Source organism: Desulfitibacter alkalitolerans DSM 16504, from assembly GCF_000620305.1.
Lineage (GTDB): Bacteria > Bacillota > DSM-16504 > Desulfitibacterales > Desulfitibacteraceae > Desulfitibacter > Desulfitibacter alkalitolerans.
The window spans coordinates 782,909-797,479 of the sequence record NZ_KK211100.1 but is presented as its reverse complement, the minus strand read 5'-3'; the positions used below and the strand labels follow the sequence as shown (position 1 = coordinate 797,479).

Below are 14,571 nucleotides of genomic sequence, written 5' to 3'. Positions count from 1 at the left end.
CTTAGCGAGACTTCATAAATGAAGGATAGGAGTTTGAGTGGTAATTTGCCGTTGGATAAAGGGTTGTTTATTAATAGCAGCCCTTTCCTTTTTCTTGTTGTTGCGGAGCACTCCCCGTCAAGGGTAAAGTCATCAACAAAATTCTAACTGGAACTTCTAAAACTTAGGTTTACAAAACATATTATTGGAGGTCTTTAAAATGATAAACCCAACTGTGAAAGAAGTAATTGCAAGGCATCATCAGGCCATGTCACCAGCTATTGGTCATTACCAAGAAATTGCGTTTGAAAAGGGGGATGGGTTTTACCTGTACGATTTTGAAGGAAACCAATATATAGATTTTGCAATAGGCATTGCAACATGCAGCATTGGACATTGTCATCCTGAAGTTGTAAAAGCAATCCAAGATCAAGCAGCAAAATTAATCCATACATCTATGGTGGGCTATTATCTTGAAAATGTAGAATACGCAGAATTGATTAAACAAATTGTTCCGCCAACGCTCCAAGATGGCAAGGTTTTATTGATGAATAGTGGTTCAGAGGCAGTTGAAGCCGCACTCAAGTTGGTTAGAATGGTTTCAAAACGCACAATGATATTAGCTTTTTCCGGTGGTTTTCATGGAAGGCCTATGGGAGCTTTGGCTGCAACAGCTAGTGCTTCAGTATATAGAAAGGGTTTAAGTAGCTTGTTGGTAGGAGTACAGCATGCCGTTTATCCTTACTGCTATAGATGTCCCCTAGGACATAAATCTAAGGAAACCTGTGATTTAGCCTGTGTTACTTTAATACGGCAGATTTTAAAAACAACTCTTCCTGCAGATGAATTGGCGGGAATTTTAATAGAGCCTATAGCAGGAGAGTTTGGATACATTGTACCCCCAAAAGAATTTATAGAGGAGCTGCGGAAAATATGCGATGAGGCTGGCGCAGCGCTAATATTTGATGAGATTCAAACTGGTGCTGGACGAACAGGGAAAATGTTTGCTTGTGAGCATTACAGTATTGAGCCAGATGTTTTAATTTTTGCAAAGGCAGCTGGGGGAGGTATGCCTTTAGGGGGCTTTATTGCCAAAAAAGAAATAGGAGACAAGTGGGCTGTGGGGTCTCATGGCTCTACCTTTGGAGGAAACCCATTATCCTGTCAAGCAGGCAAGAAAACCCTGGAAGTTATCATTAGGGATAATTTAGTACAAAATGCCTCTGAAATTGGTAAGAGTATAATAGATAAATTTAATAATGCTAAAGAAGATCTTCCAGCTATCGGTGAGGTACGTGGATTAGGCTTGATGATAGGAGTAGAGTTAATAAAATCTGATGGCAGCCCTAATACCGAGCTCATGAAAAAAGTACTTGTAGAAGCTGGTAATCGTGGATTGGTTCTATGTAAGGCTGGGGAGTCAGTGGTCAGAATTTGTCCGCCTTTAAATATAACAAAAGACATTGCTGATGAGGCAGTAGATATTATCTTGCAAATTATCGTAGATCTCTGTTAAAAATTAGTGTCTTTGAAACGTTGAAGTATCTGTATAGCATAGGACGGAGGAATACTATGTCAACACAAATGATTATTATCCTGTTTTACCTGATTTTGACAGTAACTATTGGTTGCTATGCAAAAAAAAAATCAGGCACTTCAGCAAGTTTTCATGGTTGTGGGCTTGGAATATTAATGTGTGTTGCTGCAGGAACAGGGGAATGGTTAGGAGGGACGTCAACAACAGGAATTTCTGAGTATGGTTTTACATATGGGATTTCTGGAGCTTGGTATACAATTGCTAATGGGCTAGGAGTCATGGCTTTGGCTATATTTTTCGCCAAGCTGTATAGAAGTCTTGAAACAGTAACAGTCCCTGGCATTATAGAAAAATTTATTGGAGTGGATGCCAGAACAGTGGCAAGTGTTTTACTAACATTTGTTATGTTGGCAGTAGGAACTGCTCAGATTATTGCAGCAGGGACTTTGGGAGTAGTTGTTCTAGGGTTAGATTATAATATGGCGGTTATCATCATGGGTTTGGTATTTATTGTATACACTCAAGCTGGCGGTATGATTGCTGTTGGCTATACCAATATGATACACCTAATTGCCATGTATGGAGGAGTAATATTAGCAATTATTTTTGTAAGTAAAAATATTGGTGGACTATCTACCCTATCAGTTATACTACCAGATTCCTATTTCAGTTTAACTAGTATTGGAATGCCTAGGGTTTCCTCGTGGGTTATAGCGGCAATACTGGGAGCCTGTACAGCGCAGGCGGGAATTCAACCTTTGCTTGCTGCAAGAGATGTGAATGTTGCAAAAAAAGCAGGAATAATAACCGCCTTTGCCGTAGCACCATTTGGTTTATTAACGGCTTTGCTGGGTATGGTAGCAAAGGCTAAGTACCCAGAGTTGCCACAAGCAACTTTAGCACTACCAACACTTTTAATGGATCTTAATCCTATTATTGGTGGAATTGTTTTAGCTTCTATATTAGCTGCCATACTATCCACTGTCTCACCAATTATATTAGCATGTGGAACAATGATTACTAAAGATATTTACCAAAGAAGGCTAAAACCCGCAGCTAGTGATAAAGAAATACTATTAATATCAAGGATCACTACTGGAGTAGCAGGTGTTTGTTGTATTTTTTTAGCAATAGCATTGTATGGTACTACAATGATACTTGATATGGTGTTTTTTGCCTATACGATAAGAGGTTCATTATTTGTTGTGCTGCTGTATGGGATATACTGGAGGAGAACTACTCAAAAAGGTGCGATATACGCCATGCTGCTCACTGGAATAGTAGGGTTTTTCTGGGTGTTTTACAAGGGCCAAACTGGGCAATTTCCCCTTCATCCTAATTTTACAGAGACCTATGCAGCAGTTACCACAGCTGCCATTGCAACTTTTGTACTAAGTCATATCTTTAATAAGAATGAGTAGAATTAAATAAAAAGTAATAGATAATAGCTATAATACGAGTAATACAGGCTTTAGTATAAATTAAATAGTCCACAAGGTAGATAGTGGTCAGCTAAAAAGCAGCATCTAACATCATAACCGACATTAAACTCTGGTATTATGTAGTTAAATATATTGTACACGGCAGGTGATAGCGTATGATTATTAGAATATGCATGACAAATCAGCAAATTTGGAAGGAAAAATTGCCAGAAGATTATAGCTTTTTAGGGGGTAGAAGTTTAACTTCCCAATTGCTTTTAGATGAGGTAGACCCGGTATGTCATCCTCTTGGTCCCGAAAATAAACTAATTATTGCACCAGGATTGCTGGGAGGCACAAGTGCCCCATGTTCAGGCAGAATATCTGTAGGTGCAAAAAGCCCTTTAACTGGAGGCATAAAAGAAAGCAACGCAGGGGGTACAGCGGGAAGAAAGCTTGCTCGCCTTGGAATACGGGCTTTAATCATAGAGGGACAGCCTCAAGGACAGCTTCAAAAGAAGTCAGAAGGGGATGCTATTTATATACTGAAGGTTACAAACCAAAAAAATAGAAATTATTCAGGCTGATGAACTTAAAGATCTGGGCAACTATGAAACTGTCAAAATGCTCAAGAAAAAGCATGGTTTCGCCACCAACATCATGTCAATAGGTCCTGCTGGAGAATGGGGATATGCCATGGCAACAGTTGCTGTAACTGATATGGAAGGCAACCCTGCCAGGCACTGTGGTCGTGGCGGCATGGGAGCAGTAATGGGTTCTAAAGGTATTAAAGCTATCATTATAGATGACAGCGGTGCACCACCAATGCTGTATAAGAATAAAGACTTGTATAGAAAACTGGCAGCAAACTGGGCACAAGAACTGGTAAAAACTAAGAAGGTTCTTACTGATTATGGCACTGCCAATCTGGTAACAGTAATTAACAGCCTGGGCTATCTCCCTACTAGAAACTTTAGCTCAGGAACCTTTGAAGGTGTTGACTCTATAAGTGGTGAAATGCTAAAAGAAACAATTGAGAAACGAAAGGGAAAACCATCCCATGCCTGCCAGCCAGGCTGCCCTATACGGCGTTCTAATGTGTATAATGATGATAAGGGAAACTACCTAACTGCCGGGTTTGAATATGAAACAATTGGACTTATTGGTCCAAACTGTGGTATTGGTGATCTGGATTTTATTGCGGGCATGGATCGTACCTGTGATGATCTGGGACTTGATACCATGGAGCTTGGGGTTACCATGGGAATTATAATGGATGTGGGAATGATACCCTTTGGCGACAAGGAGAAAATGCTGCAGCTGGTGGAGGAAGTAAAAATGAATACCTTACTTGGCAAGTTAATTGGTCAGGGAGCTGCATTAACAGGCAGGGTGGTGGGAGCAAAGCGTATTCCAGTAGTTAAGGGACAGGGCATCTCTTGTTATGATCCCAGGGGAGGGAAAGCAACTGGAGTAACCTATGCAACCTCGCCAATGGGTGCTGACCATACTGCAGGCAACTGCCTCCCTGGAAGAACAGGCTACAGGCCAATTACAAATGATCCCAACTTTTTAAATACAGAGGAGGGAACCATTCAATTATCTAAAGAAATGCAGTACATGATGGGGGTTTTCGATTATAGCGGTATATGCTGTTTTGTTGGACCTGCTTCTGATAGTGTAGAGTGGGTTGCAAAGCTTATAAACGTCAAGTTAGGTAGTAATCTTACACTGGAAGATATGCTTTATCTATCCAAAAAAATGATAAAAAATGAGCTGCTGTTTAACCAAAGGGCAGGCATAGAGCAGTCAGGCAATGTTTTACCGCAGTTTTTTTATCAAGAGAGGCTGACTCCTAATGATTATCTTTTTAATATATCACAGGAAAAGCTGGTAGAAGCATTTAACGAATTGGATGAAATTCTTTAATATTGATAAATAGTGAAAATAAACAAGCCGCAGCTTTAAAAAGCTGCGGCTTAAGCATGCTAAAATATACCAGATTCTAATTCTAATTTTTTTGACGTGACTGTAAAATCTCAAATACCTGGGCCACGTCCTTGTCACCTCTACCAGACAGGTTCACAATTAAAATCTTGTCCTTATCAAGGGTTGGTGCAAGCTTCATGGCATGGGCAATGGCATGGGCGCTTTCAAGAGCAGGAATAATTCCTTCAGTCCTTGATAACTCCTGAAAGGCATTTAATGCCTCTTCATCAGTAACTGATACATACTGGGCCCTGCCAGATTCCTTTAAATGACTATGCTCCGGTCCTACTCCAGGATAATCAAGACCTGCCGCGACAGAATGGGTTGGAAGGGGCTTGCCTTCCTCATCACAAAGGACATGGCATTTAAAGCCGTGGATCACTCCTGGTTTGCCAATTGATAAGGTTGCGGCATGCTTGCCTGTAGCTATACCATGTCCTGCTGGCTCAACACCAATAATCTTTACCTCAGCATCATCTATAAAGCCGGAGAATAGACCTATTGCATTACTGCCGCCACCAACACATGCCATAACATAGTCAGGAAGACGCCCCTCCTGCTTGATTACTTGTTCACGTGCTTCCCGGCCAATAATGGACTGAAAATATCTCACAATCATTGGATAAGGGTGCGGTCCTACAGCTGATCCCAGCATATAATAAGTATGGTCATAGTTTTCAACCAGATCATTTAGTGCCTCGTCTACAGCATCCTTAAGGGTTCTTGTGCCAGATGTTACAGCATTAACCTTAGCTCCAAGAAGCTGCATTCTATAAACATTTAGTGACTGGCGCCTGGTGTCTTCCTCACCCATGTAGATGATACATTCCATATCAAATAATGCTGCTGCAGTAGCAGTTGCTACACCGTGCTGACCGGCACCTGTTTCAGCGATAATTCTTTTTAAACCCATTTGCTTGGCCAAAAGCACCTGGCCAATTGTGTTATTGATTTTGTGAGAGCCTGTGTGATTCAAATCCTCTCTTTTTAAGAAAATCTTGCAGCCACCAAGTTTTTTGGACAGCTTTTGGGCATGAAACAGTGGGTTTGGTCTTCCAACATATTGTTGAAACTGGTAATCTAGCTCCTTAATAAACTCGGGCTCTTGGATACATTCGTAAAACTTCTCCTCCAAGGTATCCAATACCTTTTGCAGTTGGGGTGGTACAAAACTCCCCCCAAAATCACCAAAATATCCCTTTTCATTCATAACATTTTTCAAACTCATAAAAAAACTCATCTCCTCTCAGCTTTAAATAGCTTGACTGTACTTGCTATACTATACTTAAATTACATATTAACAAATCTTAATATCTTTGTCACTATTAAATAATTGCCTGCGGGAGCTGTCTGTTAAAGCTGCAGACAAAAATTCTCCAATGAGCTTGTGAGGTGAGGTGGTAGCCCATTGGAGAATGAGGAGGCAATATAAAAGAAATGTTTTTAATGTGTGATACTTTTATACTATAATTTTAGACTTTTTGTAGAATTTTTCCATTAAGCAAAAGGTCTCAAATTACTAGGACCATAGTCCCGAAGTTTAATTAATATTTTTAAATACTTTCAAAAATGTGTCGAATTCTGATTTAAACATGCTGGCTGAACCCTATACATACTCACTAAAACACGTTATAATTTATTCTAGTGATACAAAATCCATAGAAATGGTGATCTAGTTGCCGCAAAAACATTTTGAGAAAATGCGCACCAAGTTTAGAGAAATTCTAAAGCTTAAAGGCTCACCCCATGCAATTGCACTGGGAGTTGCGGTAGGTTTTTTTTGGAATTTTATTCCTTCAATTGGAATTGGCCCTTTTTTATCTATGGGCCTGGCAAGATTAATCCGGGGCAGTGCTGTGGCAGCACTTACAGCTAACCTGGCTACCGGTTTTTTCATTCCTGTTTTTTATAGTATGAATATGATTACAGGCAGGTTCTTGCAGGGGGATAAGGTAAAAACTGTTGAAATTGAAGAAAGCTTACAGGAGTCTTTACAGGAATCAATTGTCAAAATAGAAGAAATAGTTGAGCAGCCTGCCAGCTATTTTTATCTGGATAAAATTCAAGACTTTACAGCTGATTTCTTAATAGGGGCGCTGGTTAATGCTTTTATAGGTGCAACACTCATTTATTTTGTTATTTGGGTTATATTGAATCGAAGGTATAAGACTCGAAAGCACAGGGAATGTACTGACACCAACTGGGGAGGTAGTGATGTTTAAAGAGGCAGTGATGTTTAAAAGGGTAGGCGCCCTGCTGGTATTTTTAATAGTTATAGCGTTTTTTTATAGTTCAGGTATTATTCAAGCCCTAATAGTCGGGGATATGGGGCATATAGAACTATTTTTAGATCACTGGGGTATATTTGCCCCCCTTGGCTCAATATCCCTGATTCTTTTACAAGCCTTTGTAGCACCTATTCCAGCAGTATTTATTTATATTGCAAATGGCATAATTTTTGGTGCTGCCCTGGGCTTTTTAATTTCCTGGATAGGGTCCCTTTTAAGTGCTTACCTTTGCTTTGCCCTGGTAAGGCATTTTAACCTGGACATGAAGTTAAAGAATGACTTTTTGAGAAAAATCATGGCCTTTTTTGAATACTATGGTGAAAAGGCTGTGTTCATTGTACGATTGATGCCCTTTATACCAACTGATTTAGCCAGTTATGCCTTTGGATTTACAAGAATCAAGGCAAGGCACTATGTTCTGGGGACTGCCCTGGGTCAAATTCCAGCTATTTTGTTTTATTCCATTTGGGGAGGAATGCAGCTGCCGTTGTTGTGGAACGTTCTAGCCATTGCAGCATGGGCAGTAATTATTTTAGGCATCCTGAAAGTCTATGATATTATTAGTGCCAGGAATGAACTTGAGAATTCCCAAAGTGGTAATGGTGTATAATTTTCCTTGTAACAGATTAATAAGCTGTGGTAGAATATGTCCAGGATGGTATCTAAATAGAACCATACCATTGGATATTGAAAAACACTTCAAGGCCTTGGTATGTGTTATTGGGCTTTTTTATTTTCCAGGAGGTGATTATATTGTTTTTAAATATGTTAAAAGGCAAAATACATGGAGCAACTGTGACAGATGCTAATTTAAACTATAAAGGGAGCATCACCATTGATGAGGAACTTATGAAGGCAGCGGGTATTTTACCCCACGAAAAGGTACAGGTTGTAAATAACAATAATGGTGCCAGGTTTGAAACCTATGTAATAAAGGGTCAAGCAGGTTCAGGTACAATTTGTCTTAATGGAGCTGCAGCAAGGCTGGTTCAGCCAGGAGATAAGGTGATTATTATAGCATATTGTTATATGACTCCAGAAGAAGCAGTGAAATATGAACCCAACATAGTGTTTGTAGATGAAAACAATAAGCAGACAAGTTAAATTCAATAAAGAAATACTTCATGGACCTATATACTACTATAGGTTCTTTTTTTTATCAATTGATTAATCAAAATTGATGTGCACTTTTATATGATTATTTTTTTGATTATAATAAAAAGGCAATAGGGTTTCCCTGTTAAAGCTGCTATAAATTAGATTGGTCCAATCTATGTTTACAGCAAGGAATTTTTGAGGAGGGCAGGTTGGATGAGGGTTCAGAGGAAGGGGAATTAACACTATTTTAATTCAAGGCTGACAGATGCCTTAAATGCCTAAAAAAGTATACCTGGAGGGTGAATTATGTCCATTGAGCAGGAATTCCTAAAAAAAGAAATTATAAAATATGGCAACCTATTAATTGAAAAGGGCCTGGTTACAGGTACAGGAGGAAACATTAGTGTAAGGGTAGGTAAAGAATTAATGATGGTTACCCCAAGTGGTATGGCCTATGATCAGTTAATATCAGAAGATCTAGTCATGCTGGATCTGGAAGGAAATATTGTTGAGGGGAAAAGAAAACCGTCAATTGAAGTTAACATGCACAGGGCTATTTTAAAGGCAAGGTCAGATGTGAATGCCGTCATACATACCCATTCAGTATATGCAACTGCCATTGCCGTTACCAGGCAGGACTTTCCTCCAGTAATTGATGCAATGACCATAGTTTTTGGAGGAGGGGTTAAAACTGCTGGTTATGCCAGGGTTGGAACCCAGGAGCTTGCCGCAAATGTTGTAGAGGCCCTGGGCAATAAACCTGCTGCCCTGCTGGCAAATCACGGTGCAGTTGGGGTAGGTAAAAGCCTTGCTGGAGCACTTGATATATGCGAGCTGCTGGAGGCAAGTGCTAAATCATACATATATGCCAGTATGATAGGTAAACCAGTAATACTAGCTGAGGATTTGATAAAAGCAGAACAAGAGGATATGGACACACGCTATGGACAAAAAGCTGGTTCCCAGTATGGAATAAAGTAATATAAATCAACCCTATTAAAGTCATATTGGTGGAATATCTAACAACCCATAGGTTAAGGAAACCAGCCTGGACAGCGAGGGTTTTCAAGTAAAAAGGCAATAATTAGTTAATTTAGTTGATTGATCAGAGGTATAGATAAGATACCTTTTGAATACTTATTATTGATTAAGTAGTTGGTGGGGTGTCTTGATGAAAAAATTACCCTATGCCTTTTTTTTATTTTTTTTCATAAGCCTGGTATTTACCTCAATGGGCACTTCATTAGCTGGTCCTGAGGAACCATTGCTTGTGGGCTGCCATGATAGTGATAGGGTATTGCTGGCTACTGAACCTGCCCAAAAAGGTCCAGATGTAGAGGAATTGCAGGAAAGATTAAAAGAGCTTGGGTATTATCCTGGTAGTATATCAGGAATATATGATTACCCAACTCAGAGAGCTGTAATTAGATTTCATAGAGACCATGGAATGGGTTCCTCCACCATGGTTACCCTGGAAACATGGGAGCTTCTTGCCCAGAATGTAACAGCGCCACCAGCCCCTGATAAGAATTTAAAGGATATAGACGGGGACATGGAAATTGTTATAGATAAGAATACCAACCGACTTACTGTCTACCTGGATGGTAAATTGTTTAAAGAATATCCTGTGGCCATAGGCAAGAATAAAACACCTACACCAGTAGGGGAATTCAAAGTGGCTAATAAGTCACTAAAAGATGGAGGGGCCCTAGGCACTCGCTGGATGGGTCTTAATGTGCCGTGGGGTTCCTATGGAATTCATGGGACAAATAAGCCCTGGTCTATCGGCAGAAGAGCCTCTGCGGGCTGTATCAGAATGTTCAATCAGCATGTTGAGGAACTTTTTCCCCTTGTTAGAATAGGTACTCCAGTTATAATCATGGGAGATTATCCTCCTTTGGATAAACCCAATTTGAAGTACGGAGTAAACTCCCAAAGCCTGATACCATGGCAGTACAGGCTCAGGGAGGTTGGCGTATATTGGGGCCCAGCCGACGGCAGATTTGGAGCAATGACTGCACTTGCTATTAAATATTATCAGCTTCTAAATATAATGGAGCCTACTGGAGAATTTACAGATGAGCTGTATAAAATTTTAGAAAAATAAGTCTGCATCTTAAGCTGATGCAGACTTATTTTTTGAACCGGAGCCTTTCTTCCACAACTGAAGTAATCCTGCTAATATTACTCCAAAGATGGAGCCTGCAAGAAATCCAAGTAAGATTTTTAGATACAAGCCACTTTCACTTGCAAAAATGGCCATATCTCTTTCTAGCTGGGAAACATTACTCCTGTATTCACCTATATTCTGCTCAAGTTCATTAATTTTTTCCTCGTACTTTTCCGTTAGTTCCTGGTTTCTGGATATTTCTTTTTTTAGTCGTTCCTCATATGTATCAGCCATTTGTTTGATTCTATTGTCATTGTCCTCAATTCTGTCCATTAAATAATCAATTTGCTTGTTAATAATAAACAATGCTATTTGCATTTCGTTCATGGCTTCCCATTTGATTTGCTGCCTTTCAATACTGCTTGCTTCCTGGTCTTTTGTTGAAGTTTGATTATTCTGCTGTGCAGTGCTTTCTTCTTGATTGGTGCTTTCTTGAATGGTGCCTTCCTCAGGAGTACCATTTGTTTCATCATTGGCCAAAGCAGCTGGAGAAAATAACAAAAGCATGGCTAGTAGAATATAAAGAAACTTTTTCACAACCAAGACCCCCTTGAAATAAATTTGCAATACATCTATACTAGTAGACTTCTATTTTTCTCTCCTTTTTCCTCTAGAATTAATAAATTATTGATTATGCCACAAAGTTTTCGCTGTAATGTTTGATTCTAAGGTTAATTCCTTCTTTTACTCTTAAAAGTTCAGGGGTTGGGTTAATTTTAAAGCGCTGCATGCTTTCCCAAAGGAGCATGTTTATTAACTCGCCATGGGAAATGTCCATGTTCTGGGCCATAAAAGCTAAAGAGCCTCCAGGAGCTAATGAGGGACTACCATTTACGTCAATGACCATGGGATTACCAAGGGAATCCTCTTTTATATCAATTCTTATTACATCATTAACCTTTAGTGCCGAAAAGGTATTTAAGGCTATAGGACAAACCTTTTGATATAGGGGATCGTTGTAAAAAAATACTTCAATATTATTTTTATCTTTAGATTCAGTTTTCTTTATTTTATAGCTCCTGACCTGGTAGTCCTTTGGAAAAGCTATCACGGGCAGAACAGTAGTGGTGAAATTACCCATGACGCCTACAGTATACTCCCTTCCAGATAAAAAGGTTTCAATAATAATAGAACTATCACCAATCAGAGCTGTTAGACCATTGACTTTGGCCTGCAGTTCATGTCTGTTATATACTATGGAGCTGTTGTCTATTCCAATACTATTACCGCCTCCGGTAGGTTTAACAAACATTGGGTAAGCTATGGTTTCCTCAATATCATTTATGTAGTTTTTAAAGAGGGTGGCATTCGGTAAAACAAATGAATCAGGAACTGGAACATTGGTTTCACGGAGAATTTTATAGGTTATATCCTTGTTCCGGCAGTTTATCATTCCAGATGGTGTTGAATGAGTGTAGGGTACATTCATTTCTGCTAATATTTCTCTTATCAGGGTAGAACCAGAACCATCAAATAATGTTTCTGGATTGTCCAAAAAGCCTTCAGCAATTACAAAGGCAAGGGTTGGATTAATCTGTTTAATTGAGTCACGAAGCTGAGCAATATTATATAGGTTAAGTGGTATAACTTCAAAACCGCTTAGGTTAAGGGCATTTTTGATACAATCAACTGTAGTTTTAGTGGCACATTCTATAAATTGATCAGCTTTATTTTCTACCCAATTGTAAATAAATAGTATTGTATTTTTCAAATGAGTCCCTCCTAAATTCTTTGCATGTATTATGGCAACAAGAGTATTTTAAGGCCATTTGGTTCATTTTTCAAGGAAAATTTTTATTAAGACGGCAATTAAGTTTAAAATGCTAAAATTTACTTGAAAATGCTGCACAATAAGCAAAAAAGCTGCAGAATATACCTGCAGCTTTTCAAAAAATCGACAAATATCCTAGTCAATTAACTGATAACATACACCAACTAACCCCGGACCAGTATGCACAACTAGAGCAGGACTTATTTGGCTGAAAAACAGTTCCTCTACATTTGATTTTTTCTCAAAGTGTTCTTTGATTTTAAGGCCTTCTTCCTCTGCATCACCATGCATGACAGCTATATTTATCCTTTTGTTATTAGTTAGTTCTTCAACCAGTTCAATAATCTTGGCAACGGATTTTTTCCTGCCTCTTACCTTGGCATGAGAATAATACTTGCCCTCTTCATTAATGGATATAACTGGTTTCAAATCAATTAGGGAACCAAGTGTAGCTGAGACTAGTCCAATCCTGCCACCCTTACGTAAATACTCTAAAGTAGGAATAGCATAAAAAACCTTTATTTTTTCACTTGCCCTTTTCAAACTTTGAACAATTTCTTCAAATTGCATTTTCTTTTCCTCCAGAAGCTTGGCCCCTTCTACTACAAGAAAGCCTAACCCCATGGAAAGGGACTTGGAATTGATTACCCTGATATCCATATCCGTAAATTCTTTTCTTAGGTTTTCTACCATTTCATATGTAGCACTTAAACCACTTGACAATAATATAGCCAGAACCTTTTGGTAGCCTTGAGCACGTAGGTCTTCAAACAGCTTTGCTGCAGTGTCCCTGGAAGGCATAGAGGTGGTTGGTATTTCTTCCGGAAACCTTGAATATATCTCCTCTGGTGAAATCTCTAATCTATCATCATATTCTTTATCTGGATATATTATTTTTAATGGAAGCAAGTGAATGTTGTATTTGTCAATTGTATCTTGCGGCAGGTCACAAGAAGTATCAGTAATCAAAGCTATTTTCTCTTTTAATGACATTTTTCTTCCCCCTTCTGTTAATTTTTCATTTCCATTATATACTTTATTTTACGTAAGTGAAATTATCTAATATTATTATTTTTCAATTTTATCATAAATAATTAGCTGTTGCCGTTATGCTGAAATATCCTTGGACTTCTTTCTAGATGATGAGGCCCTTGTTAATGCCGCACTTACCAGAGCAGTTATGGGAATGGCAAATACAAGTCCAATGCTGCCTGACAACGCCCTTACAAACTCAGTAGCTATAAAGTCCATGTTAACTATTTTTAGATATGACTGTTGATAAGCAAGGAATAAAAGCAGCAGTGGTATGGATGTTCCTGTATAAGCTAGAATCAAAGTGTTTGTCATGGTGCCCATAATATCCTTGCCAACATTCATTCCAGACTGTATTAATCTAGCTTTTGAGATAGATGGGTTATTAAGCTTTATTTCGTCCATTGCAGATGCAATGGACATGCTCACATCCATTACGGCACCAAGAGCCCCGATTATAATACCGGCAAAAAGCAAATTTTTAAAGTTAAAGCCCACACTATCTGCAATATACATGAGCATTTGAGCTTCCTGACCACTTAGCCCAGTCAGCTTGGCAGCATGACCAACCCATAGGGAGATAAAGGCCGCTACTAAAACTCCCCCTGTGGTACCAAGAATAGCTGCAAAGGTTTTAGGGGTTAAACCACCAATAATTACCAGCGTTATGGTGGTAACCACTACTGAGATGATAATGGCCAGCATCAGTGGATCATATCCCTTAAGCATTGCAGGCAGCATGACCTTTGCAATGAGGAATACTGTAATACCAAGAGTGAAAATGGCTTTTAAGCCCTTTAACTGCCCGACAGCCAATAAGACTAAAATAAATATACCAATTAGAAGATAAATATGAAATTCTCTATAAAAATCTTGTGGGTAAGCTGCAGCAATTTGATTATCTATTACCTCCATTGCCAGAATGACCTTGTCGCCAGGATGGATAATCATATCCATTGCAGGATTGCCCGAAAAGGCATTTTCAACCAGGACAGTTTCTCCCTTAAATGGACCTGCTACAATTTCTGCAACAAATACCTGATGTACAAAGCCATAATCTCCCTCGTTTTCATAAAGCATATCAATAATTTTGGCTCGTGCCATTACAGGCTCTAATATATCGTCATAATTGCCGCTGCCCTGTATATCATTAGCTTGCCCCAGAGAGGGAATAAGTAAAACTATAATGAAAAGTACTATTACTGTAGTTTTCTTCACGCTGCCTCATCTCCTAGAAAATAGAATTTAAAATAAAGTTATAAAAAGCAGTTTAACAAATATTATTC

14 protein-coding genes are annotated in these 14,571 nt (G+C 38.9%); 9 read left to right on the top strand and 5 right to left on the bottom strand.

From position 1 onward, the window contains the following. The first annotated feature begins 199 nt into the window (after positions 1 to 199). The 4 genes from K364_RS23485 (at position 200) to K364_RS27265 (ending at position 4,866) form a co-directional block, all read left to right on the top strand. On the top strand, positions 200 to 1,495 hold the full coding sequence (locus K364_RS23485; RefSeq protein WP_051533931.1) for an aspartate aminotransferase family protein: 1,296 nt from the start codon (positions 200 to 202) through the stop codon (positions 1,493 to 1,495). Between the two features lie 56 nt (positions 1,496 to 1,551). Beyond that, on the top strand, positions 1,552 to 2,937 hold the full coding sequence (locus K364_RS0109675; RefSeq protein WP_028307862.1) for a sodium:solute symporter family protein: 1,386 nt from the start codon (positions 1,552 to 1,554) through the stop codon (positions 2,935 to 2,937). Positions 2,938 to 3,113: 176 nt separating this feature from the next. After that, on the top strand, positions 3,114 to 3,524 hold the full coding sequence (locus tag K364_RS27270; protein WP_051533930.1) for an aldehyde ferredoxin oxidoreductase N-terminal domain-containing protein: 411 nt from the start codon (positions 3,114 to 3,116) through the stop codon (positions 3,522 to 3,524). Beyond that, positions 3,505 to 4,866: an aldehyde ferredoxin oxidoreductase C-terminal domain-containing protein gene (locus K364_RS27265; RefSeq protein ID WP_340622508.1), complete on the top strand. Its 1,362-nt coding sequence runs from the start codon at positions 3,505 to 3,507 to the stop codon at positions 4,864 to 4,866. Before K364_RS27270 ends, K364_RS27265 begins: the two co-directional genes overlap by 20 nt. An 82-nt stretch (positions 4,867 to 4,948) precedes the next feature. Here K364_RS27265 and trpB read toward each other — a convergent pair whose 3' ends face one another. Then, positions 4,949 to 6,154 (bottom strand): tryptophan synthase subunit beta, encoded by a 1,206-nt coding sequence (gene trpB / locus K364_RS0109665; protein WP_242841676.1) that lies wholly within the window; start codon positions 6,152 to 6,154, stop codon positions 4,949 to 4,951. 448 nt (positions 6,155 to 6,602) lie between these two features. Here trpB and K364_RS0109660 point away from each other — a divergent pair, with 448 nt between their 5' ends. From K364_RS0109660 to K364_RS23470, 5 genes are all read left to right on the top strand, one after another. Then, positions 6,603 to 7,148: a DUF2062 domain-containing protein gene (locus K364_RS0109660; RefSeq protein WP_028307860.1), complete on the top strand. Its 546-nt coding sequence runs from the start codon at positions 6,603 to 6,605 to the stop codon at positions 7,146 to 7,148. Next, positions 7,141 to 7,824 (top strand): TVP38/TMEM64 family protein, encoded by a 684-nt coding sequence (locus K364_RS25555; protein ID WP_051533928.1) that lies wholly within the window; start codon positions 7,141 to 7,143, stop codon positions 7,822 to 7,824. The genes K364_RS0109660 and K364_RS25555 overlap by 8 nt, the downstream gene beginning before the upstream one ends. A 143-nt stretch (positions 7,825 to 7,967) precedes the next feature. Beyond that, the gene (gene panD / locus K364_RS0109650) at positions 7,968 to 8,318 is read left to right on the top strand and encodes an aspartate 1-decarboxylase (protein WP_028307859.1); all 351 of its coding nucleotides are present in this window, start codon (positions 7,968 to 7,970) and stop codon (positions 8,316 to 8,318) included. Between the two features lie 300 nt (positions 8,319 to 8,618). After that, a complete protein-coding gene (locus K364_RS0109645; protein ID WP_028307858.1) occupies positions 8,619 to 9,293 on the top strand; it encodes a class II aldolase/adducin family protein in 675 nt (224 codons plus the stop codon). Positions 9,294 to 9,483: 190 nt separating this feature from the next. Beyond that, positions 9,484 to 10,419 (top strand): L,D-transpeptidase family protein, encoded by a 936-nt coding sequence (locus tag K364_RS23470; protein WP_051533927.1) that lies wholly within the window; start codon positions 9,484 to 9,486, stop codon positions 10,417 to 10,419. A gap of 9 nt (positions 10,420 to 10,428) precedes the next feature. Here K364_RS23470 and K364_RS0109635 read toward each other — a convergent pair whose 3' ends face one another. The 4 genes from K364_RS0109635 to K364_RS0109620 form a co-directional block, all read right to left on the bottom strand. Further along, positions 10,429 to 11,019 carry a DUF4515 domain-containing protein gene (locus K364_RS0109635; RefSeq protein ID WP_028307857.1) on the bottom strand — a complete coding sequence of 197 codons (591 nt, stop codon included), beginning with the start codon at positions 11,017 to 11,019 and terminating at the stop codon, positions 10,429 to 10,431. 94 nt (positions 11,020 to 11,113) lie between these two features. Continuing rightward, entirely contained in the window at positions 11,114 to 12,193 is a 1,080-nt protein-coding gene (locus K364_RS0109630) for a D-alanine--D-alanine ligase family protein (RefSeq protein WP_028307856.1), read from the bottom strand. Positions 12,194 to 12,388: 195 nt separating this feature from the next. Continuing rightward, complete coding sequence (locus K364_RS0109625; RefSeq protein ID WP_028307855.1) at positions 12,389 to 13,246, bottom strand: DegV family protein; 858 nt, start codon at positions 13,244 to 13,246, stop codon at positions 12,389 to 12,391. Positions 13,247 to 13,360: 114 nt separating this feature from the next. Beyond that, on the bottom strand, positions 13,361 to 14,503 hold the full coding sequence (locus K364_RS0109620) for a YibE/F family protein (RefSeq protein ID WP_028307854.1): 1,143 nt from the start codon (positions 14,501 to 14,503) through the stop codon (positions 13,361 to 13,363). Between the last annotated feature and the right edge of the window lie 68 nt (positions 14,504 to 14,571).